This is a genomic window from Bartonella sp. AA1HLJMS, from assembly GCF_042197445.1.
GTDB lineage: Bacteria > Pseudomonadota > Alphaproteobacteria > Rhizobiales > Rhizobiaceae > Bartonella.
Map to the genome: position 1 here is coordinate 1 of NZ_JBHIRW010000012.1, position 22,423 is coordinate 22,423.

At 35.4% G+C, this 22,423-nt stretch carries 17 protein-coding genes, 1 tRNA gene and 2 pseudogenes; 11 read left to right on the forward strand and 9 right to left on the reverse strand.

The window, feature by feature from the left end; genetic code table 11:
- The 6 genes and pseudogenes from ACFIQE_RS04830 to ACFIQE_RS04855 form a co-directional block, all read left to right on the forward strand.
- Positions 1 to 74: pseudogene (locus tag ACFIQE_RS04830) on the forward strand (phage antirepressor Ant); the annotation flags it as partial.
- A gap of 140 nt (positions 75 to 214) precedes the next feature.
- Complete coding sequence (locus ACFIQE_RS04835) at positions 215 to 1,009, forward strand: ERF family protein (protein WP_375707333.1); 795 nt, start codon at positions 215 to 217, stop codon at positions 1,007 to 1,009.
- Between the two features lies 1 nt (position 1,010).
- The gene (locus ACFIQE_RS04840) at positions 1,011 to 1,634 is read left to right on the forward strand and encodes a lambda exonuclease family protein (RefSeq protein WP_375707334.1); all 624 of its coding nucleotides are present in this window, start codon (positions 1,011 to 1,013) and stop codon (positions 1,632 to 1,634) included.
- Positions 1,635 to 1,744: 110 nt separating this feature from the next.
- Positions 1,745 to 2,203, forward strand: coding sequence for a hypothetical protein (locus ACFIQE_RS04845; RefSeq protein WP_375707335.1), 459 nt, complete (start codon positions 1,745 to 1,747; stop codon positions 2,201 to 2,203).
- Between the two features lie 76 nt (positions 2,204 to 2,279).
- Positions 2,280 to 2,528 (forward strand): hypothetical protein, encoded by a 249-nt coding sequence (locus ACFIQE_RS04850; RefSeq protein ID WP_375707336.1) that lies wholly within the window; start codon positions 2,280 to 2,282, stop codon positions 2,526 to 2,528.
- Positions 2,529 to 2,530: 2 nt separating this feature from the next.
- A complete protein-coding gene (locus tag ACFIQE_RS04855; RefSeq protein ID WP_375707337.1) occupies positions 2,531 to 3,571 on the forward strand; it encodes a tyrosine-type recombinase/integrase in 1,041 nt (346 codons plus the stop codon).
- Between the two features lie 82 nt (positions 3,572 to 3,653).
- Here the strand turns inward: ACFIQE_RS04855 and ACFIQE_RS04860 are convergent.
- Positions 3,654 to 3,728: transfer RNA gene (locus ACFIQE_RS04860), tRNA-Gln, on the reverse strand.
- Positions 3,729 to 4,609: 881 nt separating this feature from the next.
- Between ACFIQE_RS04860 and ACFIQE_RS04865 the strand changes: the two genes are divergently transcribed.
- Positions 4,610 to 5,212 (forward strand): superoxide dismutase, encoded by a 603-nt coding sequence (locus tag ACFIQE_RS04865; protein WP_375620670.1) that lies wholly within the window; start codon positions 4,610 to 4,612, stop codon positions 5,210 to 5,212.
- Positions 5,213 to 5,294: 82 nt separating this feature from the next.
- Here the strand turns inward: ACFIQE_RS04865 and ACFIQE_RS04870 are convergent, their stop codons facing one another.
- Positions 5,295 to 7,388: a S9 family peptidase gene (locus ACFIQE_RS04870; protein ID WP_375620669.1), complete on the reverse strand. Its 2,094-nt coding sequence runs from the start codon at positions 7,386 to 7,388 to the stop codon at positions 5,295 to 5,297.
- A gap of 855 nt (positions 7,389 to 8,243) precedes the next feature.
- Between ACFIQE_RS04870 and ACFIQE_RS04875 the strand changes: the two genes are divergently transcribed.
- On the forward strand, positions 8,244 to 8,681 hold the full coding sequence (locus ACFIQE_RS04875) for a MucR family transcriptional regulator (RefSeq protein WP_012754848.1): 438 nt from the start codon (positions 8,244 to 8,246) through the stop codon (positions 8,679 to 8,681).
- 98 nt (positions 8,682 to 8,779) lie between these two features.
- Here the strand turns inward: ACFIQE_RS04875 and ACFIQE_RS04880 are convergent, their stop codons facing one another.
- Together ACFIQE_RS04880 and ACFIQE_RS04885 are read right to left on the reverse strand one after the other, a co-directional pair.
- Entirely contained in the window at positions 8,780 to 9,190 is a 411-nt protein-coding gene (locus ACFIQE_RS04880) for a SufE family protein (protein WP_375611146.1), read from the reverse strand.
- A 108-nt stretch (positions 9,191 to 9,298) separates the two neighbouring features.
- Positions 9,299 to 9,674: pseudogene (locus tag ACFIQE_RS04885) on the reverse strand (DUF5330 domain-containing protein).
- Between the two features lie 1,049 nt (positions 9,675 to 10,723).
- On the opposite strand from ACFIQE_RS04885, the gene ACFIQE_RS04890 reads away from it, so the two are divergent.
- Positions 10,724 to 11,557 (forward strand): peptidoglycan-binding domain-containing protein, encoded by an 834-nt coding sequence (locus tag ACFIQE_RS04890; RefSeq protein WP_375673717.1) that lies wholly within the window; start codon positions 10,724 to 10,726, stop codon positions 11,555 to 11,557.
- 848 nt (positions 11,558 to 12,405) lie between these two features.
- On the opposite strand, the gene ACFIQE_RS04895 is transcribed toward ACFIQE_RS04890, so the two are convergent.
- The 4 genes from ACFIQE_RS04895 to ACFIQE_RS04910 form a co-directional block, all read right to left on the reverse strand.
- Complete coding sequence (locus ACFIQE_RS04895) at positions 12,406 to 12,606, reverse strand: hypothetical protein (RefSeq protein ID WP_375620666.1); 201 nt, start codon at positions 12,604 to 12,606, stop codon at positions 12,406 to 12,408.
- Between the two features lie 716 nt (positions 12,607 to 13,322).
- Positions 13,323 to 15,989: a pyruvate, phosphate dikinase gene (ppdK, locus tag ACFIQE_RS04900; RefSeq protein ID WP_375611144.1), complete on the reverse strand. Its 2,667-nt coding sequence runs from the start codon at positions 15,987 to 15,989 to the stop codon at positions 13,323 to 13,325.
- Positions 15,990 to 16,163: 174 nt separating this feature from the next.
- Positions 16,164 to 16,820 (reverse strand): DsbA family protein, encoded by a 657-nt coding sequence (locus ACFIQE_RS04905; RefSeq protein WP_375620665.1) that lies wholly within the window; start codon positions 16,818 to 16,820, stop codon positions 16,164 to 16,166.
- Positions 16,821 to 16,902: 82 nt separating this feature from the next.
- Positions 16,903 to 17,403 (reverse strand): DUF721 domain-containing protein, encoded by a 501-nt coding sequence (locus ACFIQE_RS04910; RefSeq protein WP_375611142.1) that lies wholly within the window; start codon positions 17,401 to 17,403, stop codon positions 16,903 to 16,905.
- A gap of 203 nt (positions 17,404 to 17,606) precedes the next feature.
- Between ACFIQE_RS04910 and mutY the strand changes: the two genes are divergently transcribed.
- Positions 17,607 to 18,665: an A/G-specific adenine glycosylase gene (gene mutY / locus ACFIQE_RS04915; protein ID WP_375620664.1), complete on the forward strand. Its 1,059-nt coding sequence runs from the start codon at positions 17,607 to 17,609 to the stop codon at positions 18,663 to 18,665.
- Positions 18,666 to 19,422: 757 nt separating this feature from the next.
- Here mutY and ACFIQE_RS04920 read toward each other — a convergent pair.
- A complete protein-coding gene (locus tag ACFIQE_RS04920; protein ID WP_375613050.1) occupies positions 19,423 to 20,511 on the reverse strand; it encodes a site-specific DNA-methyltransferase in 1,089 nt (362 codons plus the stop codon).
- A 370-nt stretch (positions 20,512 to 20,881) separates the two neighbouring features.
- Here ACFIQE_RS04920 and ACFIQE_RS04925 point away from each other — a divergent pair, with 370 nt between their 5' ends.
- Positions 20,882 to 21,577 (forward strand): HAD family hydrolase, encoded by a 696-nt coding sequence (locus ACFIQE_RS04925; protein ID WP_375620663.1) that lies wholly within the window; start codon positions 20,882 to 20,884, stop codon positions 21,575 to 21,577.
- Positions 21,578 to 22,423 lie beyond the last annotated feature (846 nt).

Consider the following 22,423-nt stretch of genomic DNA (forward strand, 5'->3'; position numbering starts at 1 on the left):
TTCCTTGCGCAAAAGTCACAGCAAAAGGAATTGGTGTGCTGTCTCAAGAGCTTAAAAGACAAAGCATGCATTAAGAGCAACAATTATGGAAAAGAAATACGAACGACTAATCTTATAGTATCTCTATAAACCGTTTCTAACCACACAAACAACTTTTTAAAACAAGCGTGATTCACGCCACGGGGGAATTGCGCTCAAATAGGAGGAAATCAAGATGAGGGAACAAAACACTAACCTAACAGAAATTGAAGAACCACATCATTTAGCCGTCGAACAAACTGCTATGGAACGCATTTTAAATAAAGCCTTAGGAAATGACGTCGATATGGACCGTCTCGAGCGTCTCATTGCCTTACGAGAAAAAGAAATAGAACGACAAAACTACGAAAGATTTGCCAGTGATCTTTCGAATATGCAAATAGAATATCAAAAAATACAAAAAAACTCTACAAACACCCATACAAACAGCCAATATGCAACCCTTGACCAGTACATTGATGCTGTAAAAAATACTCTTGCAAAACACCGATTTGCTTTGTTTTCTCGTATCAAAGAACAGAGTTCAGACAATATAATTATAGAAATGACTTTGACGCATCCGTCTGGAAATAAAATCTCAACAGAAGGAAAGTTTTCTTATGACACTAAAGGATGCAAATCAAATATACAATCGGTTGGTTCTGCAATCACATACGCACGCAGATATCTGTTAGGCATGCTTCTTAATGTCGTGAGTGAAGATGATGATACAGATGGAAACCCGCCTATTAAAAAGGCTTTTCCACAACAGATCAATGAAATCAGAAGACTTGTCGTACAAACCCAAACAGAAGAAGAAAAAATACTTGCTTATGTCAACGTCAAAAAGCTCGACGATATGTCTGAAGGACAAGCACAAACGGTATTACATCTTTTGAAAGATAAACAAAACAGGCAAAAGGCAGAAACAGATTCTACTATACAAGATGCCGATATAGAAACGCCACACGAACAGGGAACGGCGGTGTGAGATGGAACAAAGAACAGCAGAATGGTTTCAAGCGCGCTTGGGTAAAGTCACTGCTTCAAACGTTTACAACGTACTCAGTAAGACAGCAAAAGGTTTGCCTACAAGCAAATATGAAGATTACAAAACGAAACTCATGACAGAACGCTTAATAGGGGAAATAAGCCAATCTTATACAACACCTGCTATGCAATGGGGCATTGAACATGAAGAGAATGCCTTAAGAGAATATGAATTCATTTATGACGCAGAAGTCACAAGATGCGGGTTTATCCCACACCCAAAAATGAAAATGGCTGGTGCAAGTCCTGATGGGTTCATTGGAGAGGACGGTTTAATCGAAGTCAAATGTCCACAATCAACAAACCATCTTCGTTTTTTTATTTATGACGAAATCAAGCCTGAATATATCGCACAGGTGCAATTCCAAATGGCATGCACTGGACGCAAATGGTGTGATTTCATGAGCTATAATCCAAACTTTGTAGGCAAATCTACTGGTTTGAGAATGAAAGTCAAACGCGTCCTCCGTGATGAGAAATACATTGAAGAGATTAATAAAGCTGTCGAAATCTTTTTAGGGGAAATAGAACAAGAGATGCAAAAGATTTTGACAAAAGCTGCTTAAACCTATGGGGGTGCTCTCTCCTCCCAGCACCCCCACCCTTTCCTAACAACTTTCAACACATGCGTGCTTCACGCTACGGGTGGATTGTGCGCAAATCAAGGAAATAAACCATGGAAAAGAAATACGAACTTACTGATGAAACAATTGAGTTTGAGGGATACATTACGCTTTACCGCATCCGTGCATTGAAAGACTTTGGAGATGTAAAGGCAGGTGATCTTGGCGGCTTTATAGAGCATGAAGACAATTTAAGTCATGAAAACGATTGTTGGATTTATAATGATGCCAAGGCGTATTTGTTTGCCAATATTTACGATAGCGCTAAGGTTTTTGATAACGCACAAGTTGCTTATAATGCAAAGATTTTTGGAAATGCAAAAATTTATAATAACGTCAAAATATATAGAGGTCATATTTTTGGAAGCGTAGAAATTTATGGAAATGTGGTTATCGATAATGATTCAAGAATTTATGGCGATACAAAAATTTATGATAATTCAGAAGCTTGTAAACGAACTATGACCGCCCAGAACGGCGACTCTTCAACAAAAGACGACATTCCTTTCTAGCAACACAAACAAAGATTTTAACACCAGCGTGATTCACGCCACGAGTGAATTACATCTAAAATGAAGGGGAATAAACATGCCACACCGCCCACCTACTATCACGCAACCAGCTATTGCTCGTGCTTTAAGAGAAGCTAAAAAACAAGGATGTGAACTCATAGAAATCAAACCTACAGGGGAATTATTAATTCATATCAATAAAACCATAACACCAACAACGACAGATAATACTTATAGCATTGACGATTTTCCACCGCTTGAAAATGAACAAGAAGACTACGAGACCAGCAAAAGCTGCCTCTCTGTCGACGGTATAAAGTTTTAGCCATGCCAAAACGCCGTCCACCGCATCTTGTTCGTGAACGTACACGCCATGGTAAAGTTATATGGTATGTACGTATTGGTCATGGACCACGGTTTCGGATTGAAGGAACCTATGGAACGCAAGAGTTTGTTGATAATTATACGCTGGCTATTAAACAAGCTCAAAATGGCTCCTCCAAAACAAAGAGGCGTACCAGACTCACAGAAGGGTCTTTCGATTGGTTATTGCATCAGTATTTACAAAGCATGCAATGGCATAATCAATCAGAATCTACTAAAAAAGTTAAATATCGAATTCTGAATAATGTTTCTAAACATATCGGTGATCGTGCATATAAAAGCATAAACAAACAACACATTCTTGAAGCCGTAGACAGAAGGCGAGAGACCCCCGCGGCGGCAAAACATTTTTTGACCTCTTTAAACGGTCTCTTTAATTGGGCGGTTGATAATGCCCTTTTAAATAGAAATCCTGCTTTTAATATAAAGCCGCCAAAATCCTTTAACGCAGAAGGGTTCATACCATGGTTAGAAGAAGATATTGATAAATATTATCACCGTTGGTCACATGGTACACATGAACGCGTCTGGATTGATGTTCTTCTTTATACAGGCTTGCGTCGTGGTGATGCCGTTCGTATCGGCTGGAAAGATATCACAACAGATAATATTATTCATTTAAAAACAGAAAAGAGCCAATTTAAAACAGATGTTTTTCTCCCGATTTTGCCAGAACTCGCAGAAACACTTAAAATTGGACCTATTGGAGATGAAACATTTATTTGCGGTAAAGAAGGTAAAAAACTGACCAAAGAAAGTTTTGGTAATCTGTTTCGTAAAGCTTGTAATGCAGCAGGTATTAAAAAATCAGCGCATGGATTGCGAAAATTAGCAGCAACACGTGCAGCCAATGCTGGTGCGACAGTTTTGCAAATGAAAGCGCTTTTTGGCTGGACAGAAGATAAAATGGCATCCCTTTATACCAAAACAGCCGATAGAAAACGACTTGCAATAGAAGCAATCAAAAAACTTCAAAAAAGTTAGGGATAGGTGGAAAATAAGTTAAAAGAATCAACGGAATCAAAATTCCCGAACTTTTATATAACCTATTGATTTAATTAAATATTGGCTGGGGTACCTGGATTCGAACCAGGGAATGCCGGTACCAAAAACCGGTGCCTTACCGCTTGGCTATACCCCAAAAAAACACGCTTTATAGCGACTCTTGCACCTTATAGCGATTCCTGTGATTGGACGCAATATCTGAAAATCAAAGACTTTACTTTTTTATCATAAATTTCTGAGTTTTGTATGGCATTGCCATCGATACAAATTCGTAGCAGAAACTGATATACAGTTGTGATTTTAATATAAGTAGGAACCATTTATCCATCAATTATTTTACTCTTTGTATTGATTTTCTAGGAACAGAAAATGAAAATCTTGCAGTTTACTCATGTATCTAATAAATTTGCATATGATTTACTTTTCTTGATATATTAAAATCTCATCTTGCTCAATTTAAGAAAAAAGCTGTCACCACATTGGCAACCGGTAAGTGTGTGATAGTGCTGCTGTGCTCTTGCATTAAGCATAAAGATGGTAATGTCCACTAATTTTTACATTATATTATTCATGGGTAGCACCATAAAATGAAATCAAGCACATTGAAAAATATTTCCTAAAAATAACACTTAATATTCTGTTGAAAACATTATGATACACCAATAAACTGGAAAAGTTTTGCAAAAATTAAAAACATTTTAATTTTATATGGTATTTGAAAAAATAGAGATACCAAAACAAGGAATAATCGCTATTTCCATTTACTTTTTATTCAAAAGATAATGATATTTATTACCCACTCATAGATGTAAAAAAATCTTCAGAAGCAATCTTTATGTAGACCAATACCCTTTTTGATTGATGAATATACACTTCCTAAAAGCTTCTTTTACAAAAAGACAGACATTAAAACTAATTTCATACAAACTAGGTATTCAACATTTGCTTTTAAATGCGGTAAATGGCAAATTAGGCTTATGAAATAAGCTTAACAATTAGAATCGAGGAGATTTTTAAATGGCTTTTGAATTGCCCCCATTGCCTTATGATTACGATGCCCTTTCGCCTTATATGTCACGCGAAACGCTTGAATATCATCATGATAAGCATCACCTCGCTTATCTTACCAACACCAATAATTTTGTGAAAGAGTTAGGCTTAGAAAATGAAAGCCTTGAAGATATTGTTAAAAAAAGTTTTGGAAAAAATATTGGTTTGTTTAATAATGCAGCGCAGTATTACAATCATAACCACTTTTGGCTTTGGATGAAAAAAAATGGTGGTGGCCAAAAACTTCCTGAAAAGTTAGCAAAAGCTATTGACGCTGATCTAGGTGGTTACGACAAATTCCGCGCTGATTTTATTGCTGCTGCTAGTGCCCAATTTGGTTCTGGATGGGCGTGGGTTGCTGTTAAAGATGGCAAGCTTGAAATTATGAAAACGCCTAATGGTGAAAATCCCTTAGTGCACAACGCTTGCCCTATTTTGGGTGTTGATGTGTGGGAACATTCCTATTACATTGATTACCGCAATGCTCGACCGAAGTACCTCGAATCCTTTGTAGACCATTTAATTAATTGGGACTATGTTTTGAAACTTTATGAAGAATGTGAATTTTAAACTGTCTCAATAATTTTTTAGTGTATGAAAGTCTCTATAATCCAATAAATTATCGGAGACTTTCATACAGAGATATTATGGATTAGCAAAAGTCTTTTCCTGCTATCTTTAGAATATATGCATAGATATAGGCAACTTCTTCTAGCTTTGAAAAACGTCCAGCTGCACCAGCGTGCCCTGAATCCATATTAATACGTAATAAAACTGCATTATCGTCTGTTTTTAGGTCTCGTAATTTTGCCACCCATTTTGCAGGCTCCCAGTAAGTTACACGAGGATCTGTTAATCCTGCCATCACAAGTATAGGGGGATAGTTTTGAGCTTTGACATTATCGTAAGGGGAATAGGAAGCAATAAGCTTATAATCTTCTTCTGATTCAAGAGGATTCCCCCATTCGGCCCATTCTGGAGGTGTGAGTGGCAATGAAGCATCTAACATTGTCGCTAAAACATCAACAAAAGGCACATTCGCTACGATCCCAGCAAAATCCTGTGGAGCTATATTGGCAATAGCTCCCATCAACATCCCCCCTGCTGAACCACCATGAGCAATCAGCCGGTCGTGAGAAGTAAATTTATTGTTTACAAGATAACGCCCACAAGCAATAAAATCTGTAAATGTATTGTGCTTAAAGAGATGTTTTCCTTTCTCATACCATTCTACTCCCTTTTCTTTTCCTCCGCGAATATGAGCAATGGCATAAATAAAACCTCTGTTCACTAGAGAAAGTACATTACTATTGAAACTGGCAGGAATAGAAATCCCATAAGCACCATAACCGTAAAGCAGACAAGGCGCACCACCATCAAGGGGAGTGTTTTTGTGGTAAAAAAGTGAAATAGGAATCTTCTCACCATCGTCTGCTATTGCTGTAATACGTCGTGTTACATATGCATCTTTATTATGCCCAGAGGGAATTATTTGCGTTTTTAAAAGCATTCGTTTACAATTTTTCATCTCATAATCAAACACTTGATCAGGTGTTGTCATAGACGAATAGGAAAAACGAATAGTTGGACTGTTATATTCAGCAACTCCTTGCAGACCTAAAGAATAAGCCTCTTCAGTAAAAGCGATGGAATTAACTTGTTTAGTGGTACGTTCCATTACTTTTATACGTGGAAGCCCCTCAAAACGTTCGATCCAGACAAGAAAATCTTGATAAGCATCATGGGATAATATTAGGCACCCAAGCTGATGTGGGATAAACTCAGACCAATTTTCTGATTGTGGAGATGTATATGGCGCTACCATAATTTTGAAATCTTTTGCATTATCTAAATTGGTTAGAATATAAAAGACATCACCACCCTCTGTAAGTGAATATTCAATACCTTTTTGTCGTTTCCGTACACATTGGGGAACAGTAAAAGGCGCCTCAGCAGGAATTAACCAGATCTCGGATGTTTCATGATCATGAATATTAATATAAATAACATCATTAAGCTTAGAACCGCTTACATCTAAGAAAAAACCTGGATTGTCTTCACGAAAAATAAGCTTATCTTGTGATTGATCTGTGTTTAATTGGTGATAATAGAGCTCTGAAGGTCGGTGGTTTTTATCCATCTTAGTATAGAAAAAACCTTCAGACCTAGCATCCCATACAATTTGACCAGATGTATCAGTAATTGTGTCCGTACAGTCAGACAATGTCTCAAAATTACGAATTTTAGCTGTATAGAACTCTGATCCTTTGTCATCATAGGTCCATACCACATGTGTATGGTCAGGAGATTCTTGAACTGAACCAAATTTAAAATATTCTTTGCCTTCTGCCAAGACATCACCATTAAGGTACACGTTTTTTTCTCCGCCATTCCTTGGTGTCCGAAAATAATGTGGTTGTTGGCCTCCGGTAACATAAGAGAATCCGTAAGCAAAAGGACCATGTTTTATAGGAACAGAACTATCATTCTCTTGGATCCTGTTTTTCATTTCGGTAAAAAGCAAATCTCGTAATGGTTTTGTATCAGCCATTTGAGCTGATTGATAAGCATTTTCTTTTTCAAGATAATGTCGAATATTGGGATCAAGACAGTTAGGATCTTTAAAAACATCTTGCCAGTTAGACGCACGTAGCCAATGATAGGGATCATCACGAAAAATACCATGATATATTTCCTTATGAGTGATTCTAGATGCTTTGGGAGGAATTGCAAAAGTGCGAGTCATACACAATCCTATATTAAAATATGTTAATAGCTTCGTTTATATGTTAGAATCACAATGATTGATGCAAGTGTAAAAATCTATAAGTTCTATTCACTTGCAAAAATAGCACCATGATAATTTTTAAAACTAATACCTTTCTGTTCATTACATATCACAGCTATTGTTTTCTAGGGATATAACACCACTTTTATAATGAAAGTGACTGGTAAAACAATTAAACTATTAGAAAAAGAATTGATTTTTTTTGAAACAGTATAATCGCATAATTTTACAGAGAGGAATAAATATATCTAAAATATTATTATTACTGTATAAAAAATAAAAATATCCTATCTCCTTTTAATGAGTAGTTTTATATTAAAAATAATACTATTATGTCTTTTTTATAATATATCATGTTTTTTATTATTAAATTTTATAAATATAAACAATAAAAACAAATTTAAAACTTATTAAAAATAAACTTACTAAAATATAATTATTCAAAATAAAATATAATAATTTATATATTATATTTTTATAATTAGTAATTTTATTTTTACGTTCTCAAAAAAAATAAATAAATTTTATCATATATTTTTTTATATTTGTGATGTATTATATATTATGTATGATATGTTATAGGATAAAAATATATTTTAGCATGTAATAATTTCGTTTTTCTTATTGTATATTATGACAAAAAATGGGTATTTATTTGATTTTTTTGTGTTTTGGCAATTTTATAGAATAATTGAATTGACAAAAAAGATTTTTGTACAATATGAAACTCATGTGCATGAGATCTTTATATCATGAGTATATGCACTATATCTCGATTTTGAATTACTCAATTTTAAATTAAAGGAAACAAGAATGGAACATCGTGCAGTCTTAGAGACTGAAAGCAATTTAGTTATTACATTGGTTGCTGATATTGTTGCTGCCTACGTGAGTAATAATTCTATTCGACCGACTGAAGTGCCAAGTTTAATTGCTGATGTCCATGCTGCTTTTCGTAAAGCAGGGAATCTAGAGTTAACAGAAGTCGAAGTTGAAAAACAAAGGCCTGCCGTTAATCCGAAGCGTTCAGTATTTCCTGATTATCTCATTTGCCTTGAAGATGGAAAGAAGTTTAAATCTCTAAAGCGTCATCTCATGACACATTATGGAATGTTGCCAGAAGAATATCGTGAAAAATGGCAGTTAGATAGTTCTTATCCTATGGTGGCGCCTAATTATGCAAAAACACGATCGGCTTTGGCCAAAGAAATGGGGCTTGGACGCAAAAGCAAACGGAAAAAAACTAAATAATCTTATTTTGCGAAAAAATGGTTTCGTGTATAAAGTTGATTTTAGTATACATGTTTTGTGTGAAGCTTTTGTATATATAGCAATTTCTACCAAGGGGATTACATATAGCTTTCGTTACGAATCCGTTTAATCATTGATTTCAAACCATTTGATCGTTGTGGTGTAAGATTTTCATTTAAACCAAGTTTTTCAAAGAGCTCTTGAGCATCAGAATTGCGAATTTCAGAAGCTTTTTTGCCTGAATAAAAAGCAAGAAGTATGTAAATGAGTCCACGCACAATATGAGCATCGGAATCACCTTGAAACGTCAATATTGGATCTTTTGAGTTATTACGTGAAGATAAAAGCCACACTTGGCTAACACAACCAGGAACTTTGTGAGCATCATTTCGAGCGCTTTCTGGAAAAGGTGGCAATTCATAGCCAAGCTCGATGACATAACGATAACGATCTTCCCAATTATCCAAAAGCGAAAAGTTCTCTATAATATTACCGATTGTTTCCGCCATTATTTTAGTCCTGTTTCGTTTGAATAATCATTCTTGAATACACTTATAAAAAATAAATATTTATTCTTCCTAACATAAATAACACGAAGAACGTTAAAAATCCTTATTTCAAAATAACATTGCATGGTTTTGTAAGAACTCTTGTATTTCGATTTTGTAAGAAACATTAGGGGAAGTCTCTGATATCATTTTTTTTTCCTAATATGTTCCCTAAATATTCATAAGCAGCTCTTGCACCGTAATATGCGCGCTCGCCAAGTGAACTTAAAAAGGATTTTCCTAATTTGCAGGTTTTTATATTACGGTCACAAAATGCGCCTAAGTCATTTAAGGCTTCCTTAAAAGCAATAATCACATCGCTCGTTGTTGTCTCATTATTTTGGGGGCTAGAAGAATGGTTACTGCTTGGATCTGCTACAAAAAATGAAATAATGACAAAAATAAAAAATAAAAAAAATGATAATTTGATTAAAAAACGTATCATGGACAATCAATGTACCGCAGTGGTAAATACAATAAAAGGAGCATTTTATACACTGTTGCTTTATAAACAATTTATAAAATGTGTTTTTTATAAAATTGAGTATTCATGTATTGGATCTATATCATTGGCTTTTTTATAAATATGGCACAATTCCGCTGTATAAAATGGGATACATTGTCTATTCAGTAAAAAATAACATCAAAATTATACACTTACAAGCTGATCATGTTAATGAACATACTATGATAAAAAATGAGAAAGATAATCATGTTGTGTACATAATTATTTTAAATAATAGTCCACCATCTTAGCTTAGTTGAAAAGGCTAAAAAGAGTAAACTCTGTTATTCTGACTCTAGTATCGATAAAATATTTATATTATCTATAAAATTTTTACTGAAATGTTATGAAAATGGTCAACCTGTCGATAAAAACATCAAAAAACAATTGCATCTCTTATGATTACATCTCAAGCCAGTTTTTTCTATAACATTGTAAACATCAATTTAATTAATACTTATGAAAATTATTTAATAGAAGGAATTTATACCAAAATATAATAATATTAAGAGATAATTATTATTATCAAACCGTTTATGGATAAGTAACCATCTATATGTAAATTATAAAGAATAGATAATGATTGTCATCTTTTTAGCGTTATAGGCAAATATTTTCAATTTTATTTTAAATAATAGGCAAACATATGCCCCAAAATGAAGAATAACGTGGCATTATTGTTTAGATAATTATATGTGATAATGTAGTTTGCAAACACCAAAATGATCTTGAATGCTAATCATTTGGTGCTCTCTTTATACACATTAAAGATTTGTATAAAATAAAATGAATAAACGTTGATAAGAACTCTTGTTGATTTATCAACTTATAAATTGATATAATGAAGCTGCTCATTCTAGGAGTTTGAAAGGAAAAATCAATAATGTCAATGCACTTCTCTCTGGCTGGAAGTAAAAACTGATTCATATTCGTTTCCTAATTTATATTTGTTTCTTTGTAAAAAATAAACGCAACTGAAAATAAAAGTAATGGCAACAAAACGAAAGACCTACCGAAAAAAAACTGTAAAACACCGTAAATACTATAGTAGTATTGTTATAACACTTCTTCTTATAATTTTTCATTTTATTCTTTGGAGTGCAAAAACTATTTATTTCTATACACGAAAAAATACTTTATTTTTTGTTGGATCTTTTCTTTTTAGCATTAGTTTTTTATTTATTTCATTTAATGCTTTATTTTCGCAAATGACAACGCATCAAAATATTTTAACTCAAATGAAATTTTCCTCTGTTCAAAGTATAGGTAAGAGCTCTACTTTATCGGAAAAAGAAGAAAAATCACAAGAACTCTCCCGTGTAACTTCTGTACATTCTCAAAGTCATAAGTACACAAATTCACCTTTACCCTCTCAATCAGCAAGCATGCTGGAAAAGCAAAAAGAACTAGCAAAATTAGGACTTTATGATGGACCATTAGATGGACTGGAAGGACCTAAAACACGCCGAGCCATCACTTTATGGAAACAGCAAACTGCTCAGAGAATGCAAAAGAATGTTCTATCTAATCCCGCAGCAGATGAAATCGCGATATTAATTAAGCAAAGCGAAATAGAAACAAACAATACAAAAAATATGACACACTTAAAAGAAGCTATTTTAGAGCCTTCTGTTGAAGATATTATACAAGTGCAAAAAGCTTTACATATTTTTGGGAATGAGGAGGTTATTGTCACAGGAATAGAAGATCAAAAGACGATAGAAGCCTTAAAACAGTTTCAAAAAATATTTGATCTTCCTGTAACAGGTAAAATTAATCACACAATTTTAATGAAAATGCGTGAAATTGGTTTATTAAATTGAAGCTAATCATAATAATCTCTTAATTTATAATGATAATTCATCTTTCGTTTGTTTAATGCTCCCCTCAAACATTCCTTCATCTCAAGCCCTCTTATTTTCAATCAATCAGAATGGTTTTCTTACACATTACATATTGAGCCGTATAATTTGCTTCAAAAAAACCACAACCGATTGCAGAAAAAAGAATATTGCAAAATAGCAAACGCGCTTGTTCTAGCATTTTTATTGCCTCTGATGATAAAAGGACACGAAATTTTTGTAGTATCACGTAAACCTTTCATATTATCGAACCACGAATTGTCCATATATTATCGTCAATTTGATCTTTATAAATATGATGCAAAGAATTTGTGCAAACACCTGTAAGGATAAGTAGACGTAAAGCTAATTGTGTTATGGTTGTTGTTTTGCAAAGTGTCTGATAAAAAACCGGCACTTCTCTCTAATCTATTGCTGGAAAGTTATGTGTTTTATGACATTGTCTTCTTAAGAGAGCGTGTGCGTTTAGTATTGTCTATAAATCAACATCCAAACTTACCGCAGCAGTATGTTTGAAAAAAATGTTAAGACAGTTTAGTACTTCTCTCAGCTGTTATAGCTTTTATATGCCAAATGGAGGCAAGAATATTGCGCATCTCTGTTTGTATAATCTCTTAAAACAGGAAAACAGCCTAATTTGGGAAGAATATGAAATTTTAAGGTAAACACCATTTTTCATCTTTGCCATTTCCTTTTAATTCAGCTTTACGCCTTTCAAAGACATCTAAAGCAATATCTTTAAAATAACGGAAATTACCTATTGCCTCATGCTCTTACTTTATCACATGTCTTTTTGGTCTCACTCCCCCTCACCTAAAACAAAATGTCCCAAACGGAATATACTTGGATTGCCATTCACGGGCTTTCTTAAAAAACATCTCTAAAGCACCCAAAACCACTTTGCAACAACGCCCGTGAATAATAATAGCAGGCCCCCCCCCCACAACAACTGCGCGACAGCGTACATCATCTTTACGCTTGTGAAGAAGCAAGCCGGCACCATTACACACTGTACCTACCTTCAATTTGTGATAGCTCTCACTTGAGACGTTTCATAAGAGGCATATCCTTGCTTTATTTTTTTACCTACAGACGCTCATCCCGCCTGTAACATACAAAAAACATGGTTTTGATTGATTCATTATAAAAGAAGTCGAAATAAGAAGATCTTATGATATTTACAGCTTTCATTCAATATGAGAAATAAAAAATTATCTTTATAAATCAATAGATTGTGTAACTTTGATATTCCTTTATAAATGTAAAGATGGGAGTGCATAATGGAGTTTATAAATTTTGGGAAGATTTTTATAAACTTACGGGGAGTTTTACATAATCCCCATTCCACGAATATCAATGTGAAATGGGGCATCACTGAGAAATGTCTATCTCAAACAGCATGATGCGCAAAAAAATGCATTTGTTTGCAGCATTCTATTTTGCGTGAGGAGCTCATTCCCCTATAAAAAAGCAAACGCGTAAATTGACTGCACAATAACACGTTTCTCTCTATCAAGAGGTTCGCCAATAAAAAGTGCATTAATAATACATCTTTGTCTATCCTGTGCTTTATATTTTCTCTCATAAACCTCTAAAAAAACACTTTCTCGCGTAACACAACTTATCGTGCATTTTAGAAGCATTTTTATTCCCTTTATTAAAGAAAATAAAAGAATATATAAAAATTTATTTCAGTAATAACGATACAACAAAAAATATTAACCCATTACATCCTTTTTGCTATTGCAGCCTGAGCTGCTGCTAAACGAGCAATTGGCACTCGAAAAGGAGAACACGAAACATAATCTAGGTTATTTTCTTCGCATAAAGCAATAGAGGCAGGATCGCCTCCATGTTCACCGCAAATTCCCAATTTTATTTTTGCACGCTTTGAGCGTCCACGCTGTGCAGCAATGGTAATAAGTTCCCCTACTCCATCACGGTCAATAGACACAAAAGGATCTTGCTCTAAAAGACCTTTTTGAAAATAGGTTGCCAAAAAAGGAGCTGCATCATCACGGGAAATCCCAAAAGTAGTTTGTGTCAAATCGTTTGTTCCAAATGAAAAAAATTCAGCAGTTTCAGCAATTTCATCTGCTCGAAGCGCCGCTCTTGGAAGTTCAATCATCGTCCCAACCATATATTGAATAGTGCTTCCCTTTTCTTTCATCACTTCCTCAGCAACCTGATCAATACGCGCTTTCACAAAATCGAGTTCAGATTTAAGCGCAACCAGTGGCACCATAATTTCAAGCATAACAGGAGATCCAGATTTTTGGGCAGCTTCTGCTGCTGCTTCAAAAATCGCCCGCGCTTGCATTTCTGCAATTTCAGGATAAGTAATAGCTAAACGGCATCCTCGTAATCCAAGCATAGGATTAAATTCGTGCAACTGCTGAGTGCGTTCAGCAAGCACTTCAGCAGAAACCCCCATAGCTGTTGCAACATCAAGAATTTCTGCTTTCGTTTTAGGCAAAAATTCATGTAATGGTGGATCTAGCAAGCGGATAGTAACAGGTAAACCACACATAATTTCAAATAATTCACTAAAATCTGAACGCTGCATTGGCAAAAGCTTATCTAGTGCTTTACGACGACCACTTTCATCATGACTTAAAATCATTTCACGCATGGCAACGATACGTTCATCAGAAAAAAACATATGCTCCGTACGGCAAAGACCTATACCTTCAGCCCCAAAAGAGCGCCCCATACGGGCATCAGATGGTGTATCAGCATTAGCGCGAACTCTTATACGTCGCATCCCATCAGCCCATTCCATTAATTTTGCAAAGTCTCCGCAAAGCTGAGGCTGCAACATTGCAACTTTCCCTTTGAAAATTTCTCCACTTCCACCATCAATTGTGATAACATCACCTTTTTTTAGGCTTTCTCCTGAGGCAAACAACGTATTTGTGTTATAATCAATCCGCACACTGCCAGCACCAGAAATACATGGTTTTCCCATCCCCCGCGCAACAACAGCAGCGTGACTTGTCATACCGCCACGCGTTGTTAAAATTCCTTCTGCAGCATGCATACCATGAATATCTTCTGGGCTTGTTTCTACCCGGACCAAAATAACTTTGCGACCTTCCGCCGACACAGTTTCTGCCTCTTCTGAAGTAAAAACAATTTCACCAGTTGCGGCTCCAGGAGAAGCAGGTAAACCACGTCCTATAACAAAACGTTCTGCTTTGGGATCAAGTGTTGGATGCAAAAGTTGGTCAAGCGACTTTGCATCAATACGCATCACAGCCTCTTCACGGTTTATTAACCCCTCCTCAACCATTTCAATTGCCATCTTGAGAGCCGCACGAGCCGTGCGTTTTCCTGAACGAGTCTGAAGCATCCATAATTTACCTTTTTCAATGGTAAATTCGAGATCTTGCATATCCCGATAATGCTGCTCAAGATTCTGCGCAATCTGACATAATTTCAAAAAAGCCTCAGGCATAATTTTTTCTAACGACGGTCTATTTGAACCAGCAACAATACGCGCATTTTCTGTAATATTTTGAGGTGTTCGAATGCCCGCCACAACATCTTCCCCTTGCGCATTAACTAAAAACTCACCATAAAGTTCTTTTTTCCCTGTCGATGGATTGCGTGTAAAAGCAACGCCCGTTGCCGAATCTTCTCCCATGTTACCAAAAACCATAGCTTGCACATTAACTGCCGTTCCCCAACTTTCAGGAATGCTATGTAAACGGCGATAAGTAACTGCACGTGCTGTCATCCAACTTGAAAAAACGGCTCCAATCGCCCCCCATAACTGTTGTTCAGGATCTTGTGGAAAAGGGGTTCCTAATTTTTCTTCAACATAGGCTTTATAAGAAATAATAACATTCTTCCAATCATCTGCTGTCATTTCTGTATCAATAGTGTAACCATTGCATGCTTTTACTTCATCAAGAATCTCTTCAAAATACGAATGGTCTAGCCCCAAAACAACGTTAGAATACATTTGGATAAAACGCCGATAACTATCATAAGCAAAACGTTCATTATTGGCTTGTAAAGCAATTGCTTTTACAGTTTTATCATTCATGCCAAGGTTCAGCACTGTATCCATCATCCCTGGCATAGAAGCCCTAGCCCCTGAACGAACAGACAGCAAAAGTGGTCTTTGTTCATTCCCAAATTCACGTCCTGTTTGTTCAGCAACGTATCTTAGTGCTTGCTTAACAGATTCCTGTAGCTCTTCTGGATATGATTTGTCATGGGCATAATAAAAATTACAAACTTCTGTTGTCAGCGTAAATCCGGGTGGTACGGGCAAACCAAGATTACTCATTTCTGCCAAATTAGCCCCTTTACCTCCGAGAAGGTTACGCTCACTTGCACTTCCTTCTGCCTTTCCATCTCCAAAACTATAAACCCATTTTTTCACTGTACAAATCCTCCCATATCAGCTTCAAAACATCATTCAACCCAGGCTCACTTAAAAGCAATGATTTGATTCAAATTTGGCTCAACGATATCGCTTCATAAATGCATAATATTAATCCTTCCAAAAGAGATAATGACCAAAAGTATCACTATCCATCTTCTGGAAGATTAAGATTCAGTTTTTTAGAAAACTATCAATCACCGCAAAAAATTCTTCTACTTTCATGGCACCTTCATATTTACTACCATTAATAAAGAAAGTAGGTGTTGCTGTGACACCAAGCTCTTTACCGCGTTCAAAAGATGCATTTACTTCATCTAAAATGGACTGATTTTTCAAACACGCAGTAAAACTTTCATCTGTAAAACCAGCCATTAAGCCAATTTTCTTCAATGGTGTTAGAGCATTTTTTCCGAAAGCCCATTCATTTTGTTTTTGAAATAAAACTTCTATCAAAGGAAAATAGCGATCTTCCGGTGCACACCGTGCCAACATAAAACCTGCTGTTGCCCGAGGATCAAAAGCATATTCTCGGAAAATAAGTTTTACTTTTCCTGTTTTGATATATTTTTTACGAATTTGGGGAAGTATATCATTATAAAAATGCGCACAATGGGTACATGTCAACGAAGCATACTCAACAATGACGACTGGTGCATCCGCCTCTCCCTCAAAGCGATCCTTTACCTTACCCGATTGGAGAAGCTCTGCCATATCAACAGTTGCCACTGATTTGGGATCACGCGCTAAAGCAACTGTTACACTGTTTTGTACAATCGTTATGAAGAGAAAAATTATCCCGAAAGATAAAAAAGAACGATATTTTACCATAAATAATACTTTTCTGTTGTTATTAACGAATAGGAATCCAATGCTTTCTCATATATTAAAGAAAAATATATAAAATATCTTTCTATTTATTATTTTTTTCCAAAAAAATGCAACAGCCAAGTTGGTAAAGTGCTTGGTGCAAACTTTTATCTTCAATTCCTTCAAGCATTTTTTCCACGTATTTTTTGTCTTGTTCACTCAAAGGCGGTTTTAGAGGCAAGTGATTCATAAAAACCGACATACTCCTTTGCTCAATCTTGATGCGATCAATAGCAATATAGCCAAAAAATCCGTTAATTCTATGAAGTAATTCCTCTGTTTCATGCATCAATTTTAACGCAGCAAATCCTTCACATGCGACAACAAGTGTTGCTGGCTGAAAAACTTCATCTTGATCTGCACGACGTTTCCAAATAATTTTAAGCGGCATTGTATGTTCACTGATATCATAGCCTGCAATCTGTGGCCAATGTTCTATAAGCGCTACATTAAGCCCTGTCCGTTTGCGTAAAACTGGATCAAGTATTTTGTATACCGCCTCAGAAAGAGAATAAAAGATACGTTTTTTAAGTTGTTTTCTCATTTTTAGATCATTGTTCAAGCGCTTACTAAATTAAAATCATTTGTTTCATCTAAAAATTGTTGCCTCCTCAATTTATGAAATATCAACAAAATAAAAAGCCTTTTCTCACCAGAGCCTTGACAATAAAAGAGCAAAAAACATGAATTACAAAATAAATAATTTTTTCTTTTGCATTTTATATCTCCCTATGCTTGAAAGCAATCATGTATGAAATTTCTTCGCACCTCCTTGCTTGGTACGATCAAAATCACAGACATCTTCCATGGCGGATTACCCCCGAAAAGCAAAAACAAGGTATCCGTCCTGATCCTTATCAAGTTTGGCTTTCTGAAATCATGCTTCAACAAACAACCGTTGAAACAGTTAAGCCTTATTTTAAAAAGTTTCTAAAACTATGGCCTGATCTTTCCTCTTTAGCAAAAGCCTCCCAAGATGATATCATGAAAGCATGGGCTGGACTTGGTTATTATTCACGCGCACGTAATCTTAAAAAATGTGCGCGACAGCTTGTTGAAAACTACGCGGGACAATTTCCACAATCTGTAAAAGAATTGCGAACTCTAGCCGGTATTGGAGATTATACTGCCGCAGCCATTGCTGCGATTGCTTTTAACCACCCTGTAGCAGTGGTTGATGGTAATGTCGAACGTGTGGTAGCGCGACTTTTTGCTATCACTTCAATACTGCAAAAAGCAAAAGTTGAAATTAAAGAAAAAACACAAAAAATTACTGCTTTAAATCGTCCTGGTGACTTTGCTCAAGCAATGATGGATTTGGGAGCAACAATTTGTACTCCACGCAAACCATCTTGTTATACCTGCCCTCTTCAATGTTTATGCAAAGCAGAAAAGATGCAACAACCGGAGTCTTTTCCAGTTAAAGCCCCTAAAAAAGAACGCCCTTCAAAAACAGGTATTGCTTTTGTGGTCCTTAATAAAAAGAAACAAATTTATTTGGAAAAACGACAGACGCAAAAGCTCCTTGGTGGAATGACCCAAATTCCTAACAATATTGGCATAAACAACGAAAATGGGCTACAAAACGCACCCTTTACTGCCAATTGGCAATTCAAAGGACAAATTACGCATGTTTTTACTCACTTTTCTCTAAAACTTGATGTTTACTATACCGAAGATGTTCATGAAATGAATTGTGAAAATGGTTGGTGGTGTAACATTCAACATCTTGCCGAAGAAGCATTACCTACTGTTATGAAAAAAGCCATTTCCGTAGCACTTCCCAATTCTTTTAGATTTAAATAACCTTCCCTATTCATAAAAATGTTTTCTAATGGAGACTTTTGTATCTCTAGCGATCATTTACTAATCTGTAAAAGAAAAATTTTAAAAAATGAAATAACCAATTTTTTCTACAGACAAAAATTAAGGAGGGATAGAAACGCTTAGAAGCTTTAGATTTAAATTTCAGGATCTATCCTTTTTTCGCTTATGACGGAGCAAGTTAGCACCATCGTTATATTTACCAGCCCCCTCAACATCCCTTGGTACGTGAAACGGATTATAAGAGGTACTTTTAGTTCTTTCGTTAACAATTTTTATTCACACGCCAACCCCGTTTATGACATGCAAGAAAGTAATTTTCATCGATTCAATATGGAACAAATTTGAAATAAGAAAACTTGACGATATTCCGAGGGCAATTCGATATGAGTTGCGCTAAATTATATTTATAATCAATATATTATATTGCACTTTACAGATGTACGTATTCAAAAAAGCACTTAATTTTGAACTTCTGAATGAACCTTTTAATTCTGATATTTCATTTTTATAAGCTTATATTGAAATTTTACTGTTTTGGAACTAAAACGAGAACATAGAGTGAAAATTTCTCATTTTAATTTCTTCTAAAAGAAGCATAAAAATACTCGCTTGTCGCTTACAAGCGAGATTAGTGTGTCAATAAAAAACATCTAATAAAGGCATAAAACGCCCTTACGTCCATCTCAATCAAGATCAGGTACATTGGTGATCAATAGAATGAAGCGATCAGCTTAGTTCATAAAACACCCGTTTTTAACATTTGTGAACGTATGATCATTCTTAAATGATCTATGGACTTCAACCGTCCATTTTCCTCATAATACCAAAAGGTCCAACCATTACAACTCTGCGAATCTTGAGCCTTTCTTCCCATTGCGTGAATTGAGCCCGCTTCACCACCATGCATAATCGTACCATCAGCTCTTACAATAGCAGATACTTGCTTCTTACGATCATACAGAACTTCTCCAGGATAGAGTAAACCTGCTTCAAGCAAACTGTTGAATGCTACGCGCGGTTCTGCTTTTTTTCTATCCAAAATCGCTAGTTCTGGTTGCGCTAAAGGTTGAACCGCCGCGATTCTCTCACATGCTGCATCGATGTAATCTTGCTCGCGTTCAATTCCAACAAAATCACGCCCTAAAAGCTTGGCAACAGCACCTGTTGTTCCCGAACCAAAAAACGGATCGAGAATAACATCACCAGGTTTACTAGAAGCCATAATAATACGCGCTAATAACGCTTGCGGTTTTTGTGTTGGATGTAATTTACGCCCCGAATCATCCTTTAAACGTTCAGCTCCAGTGCAGAGAGGGAAAAGCCAATCTGAACGCATTTGTAGATCTTCATTTGCCGCTTTTAAGGCATCATAATTAAATGTGTACTTTTTATCTTTTTGATCTCGCACGGCCCAAATAAGCGTCTCATGAGCATTTTGAAAACGGCGCCCTCGAAAATTAGGCATCGGATTATTCTTGCGCCAAATAATATCATTAAGCATCCAAAAACCTAAATCTTGTAATGCCGTCCCAACCCGAAAAATATTATGGTAAGATCCGATAACCCAAAGTGTTCCGTTGGGTTTTAATACACGACGACAAGCAAGCAACCATGCACGAGTAAAAGCATCATAAGCAGCAAAACTCTCAAACTGATCCCATGCATCATCAACCGCATCAACAAGCGAATGATCTGGACGGTATAAAGCTCCATCCAATTGCAAATTATAGGGTGGATCCGCAAAAATCATATCAACAGAATGTTTTGGAAGTTTTTCTAAAACGGAAACACAATCTCCTTTAAAAATTTTATTGCGCCATGGCATTTGTGAGGGAGTACGAAGGAAATCTTTTTGAAGCTGAATAACTGTCATGAAAAACCCAACAAAATTAACTGAATTTGCCCTATAATCAACCAAAATAGTTTATAGGCCCGCATTACCAATCTATATTTACAAAATAGCGTAAACGTATCGTTAAAGTTCTACAAAATTGATAATTGTTTTTGTTTTTTTAGTAAAAAAACTTTCATATGAATGAAACCTTAATTTTCTTTTTTTCAATGTACTGTTCCCATATCTTTTATTTCGTAAAAGAATTAAGAATCATTTTCAAAGCGTATTTTTATGAAATAAGATCTTCTCAATATCGTTTTCATGAAAGTTGTCCATCTCGTAACATGTAAAGGAATATCTTATGCCTCAGATAGATCTTATTATTTTTGATTGTGACGGAGTTCTCGTCGATTCTGAATATCTTGCAGCAAAAATTGGATCTCAATTGCTCAAACAAACAGGATATGAAATATCACCCGAAGAATTGAGTGAGCGTTTTGCAGGGCTTATCTTTCGCGATATTCTTAAACACGTTGAACAGGAAACAGAAAAACCTATTTCTGCTCATCTCATAGATCAAATGACTAATATTTTTCGTACACAAATAAAAACTAAATTACGGGCTATTGATGATGTAAGAGAAGCTGTAGAAATTATCCAAACACGCTATCCCTACTGTATCTGCTCTAATGCAAAAAGCGTAGATATAAAAGAGATGCTCACCACGGTTGACCTCTATGACCTTTTTGAAGGTAAAATATTTTCAGCACCTGAAGTTGGAACAAAAAGAACGAAACCGGCCCCTGATGTTTTTCTTTTTGCCGCACAACAATTACAGGCAGAGCCCCAAAACACTATCGTTATAGAAGATTCACTTCATGGTGTACACGCAGCCATAGCAGCAGGCATGCGTGTCATCGGCTTTACGGGAGGATCACATAGCTATCTTGGCCACTCTAATGCACTTGCAGAAGCTGGTGCAGAAACAGTTATTGCAAAACATGCTCATTTAGGAGAAGTCTTAGAAGCAATGGCAGTATGGCGAGATCTATTATAAAAAATCTCTTGAATATATCAATTTGTAAACTATTGTAAGAAGTATTTTTATTCAAATGTCCTTCTCTTCTCGCTGCTCCTTTTATAATAACTTCAATAAATGCGTAATTCACGACACGGGTGAATTGCATCTCAATGTGAAGGAAAAATATAGCACCTCATTGAGATCATAAGTCAGTTAACCATTGTACGTGCTTTTAAAAAAGCAAAAAACAGGGGTACAAACTCATAAAAATTAAACCCTGCTTATCTATCTCAAATCCGATATCCCACTCCCAACCACAGCAGCCTATCCTGATAAATTATTATATTTGTCAAACAAAGGAATATTACGATGCCTTGCTCGATAAGATGTGAAAATTGATAACCTCTTTCATCTGATCAAAAAAATCACACACTATGGTAAAATTGTAGGGGATGCGCATATTGATCATGGAAAACAATATTAAAATTCACGTATTCTATAGAATACAAGACTTTATTGAAAATGACAAATGCGTCCTTGTTGAGTTACAAAGGCTTATATTTACTCAATCCAAATCTCATAAACTTGTTGAAGGCTTATTTACTTTGCTGCTTAAATAGTATTTTAACAGCATCAATTGGTACAACCTCCCTAAGATTACAAAAAACAAAAAGAATACACTCTTATGAAGATGTACCTTTTATCAAAAACATTTCATACCAAGTAATTTACAGACAATATATTGATTTATAATCATAATTTATCATTATTCAAATTAAGCAAAAAAACCGAATATTGTAAAATTCTCTCATTTCAAATCTGGATATGTTGAATTAAATAAATAAAGAAATAAAAATGCCTTTTAATGAATCATCTTAAAAG

Bases quoted from the DNA above. Each gene is read 5' to 3' on its own strand.
- ACFIQE_RS04835 (WP_375707333.1), top strand. From the start codon at position 215: ATGAGGGAACAAAACACTAACCTAACAGAAATTGAAGAACCACATCAT.
- ACFIQE_RS04840 (WP_375707334.1), top strand. From the start codon at position 1,011: ATGGAACAAAGAACAGCAGAATGGTTTCAAGCGCGCTTGGGTAAAGTC.
- ACFIQE_RS04845 (WP_375707335.1), top strand. From the start codon at position 1,745: ATGGAAAAGAAATACGAACTTACTGATGAAACAATTGAGTTTGAGGGA.
- ACFIQE_RS04850 (WP_375707336.1), top strand. From the start codon at position 2,280: ATGCCACACCGCCCACCTACTATCACGCAACCAGCTATTGCTCGTGCT.
- ACFIQE_RS04855 (WP_375707337.1), top strand. From the start codon at position 2,531: ATGCCAAAACGCCGTCCACCGCATCTTGTTCGTGAACGTACACGCCAT.
- ACFIQE_RS04865 (WP_375620670.1), top strand. From the start codon at position 4,610: ATGGCTTTTGAATTGCCCCCATTGCCTTATGATTACGATGCCCTTTCG.
- ACFIQE_RS04870 (WP_375620669.1), bottom strand. From the start codon at position 7,388: ATGACTCGCACTTTTGCAATTCCTCCCAAAGCATCTAGAATCACTCAT.
- ACFIQE_RS04875 (WP_012754848.1), top strand. From the start codon at position 8,244: ATGGAACATCGTGCAGTCTTAGAGACTGAAAGCAATTTAGTTATTACA.
- ACFIQE_RS04880 (WP_375611146.1), bottom strand. From the start codon at position 9,190: ATGGCGGAAACAATCGGTAATATTATAGAGAACTTTTCGCTTTTGGAT.
- ACFIQE_RS04890 (WP_375673717.1), top strand. From the start codon at position 10,724: ATGGCAACAAAACGAAAGACCTACCGAAAAAAAACTGTAAAACACCGT.
- ACFIQE_RS04905 (WP_375620665.1), bottom strand. From the start codon at position 16,820: ATGGTAAAATATCGTTCTTTTTTATCTTTCGGGATAATTTTTCTCTTC.
- ACFIQE_RS04910 (WP_375611142.1), bottom strand. From the start codon at position 17,403: ATGAGAAAACAACTTAAAAAACGTATCTTTTATTCTCTTTCTGAGGCG.
- mutY (WP_375620664.1), top strand. From the start codon at position 17,607: ATGTATGAAATTTCTTCGCACCTCCTTGCTTGGTACGATCAAAATCAC.
- ACFIQE_RS04920 (WP_375613050.1), bottom strand. From the start codon at position 20,511: ATGCCATGGCGCAATAAAATTTTTAAAGGAGATTGTGTTTCCGTTTTA.
- ACFIQE_RS04925 (WP_375620663.1), top strand. From the start codon at position 20,882: ATGCCTCAGATAGATCTTATTATTTTTGATTGTGACGGAGTTCTCGTC.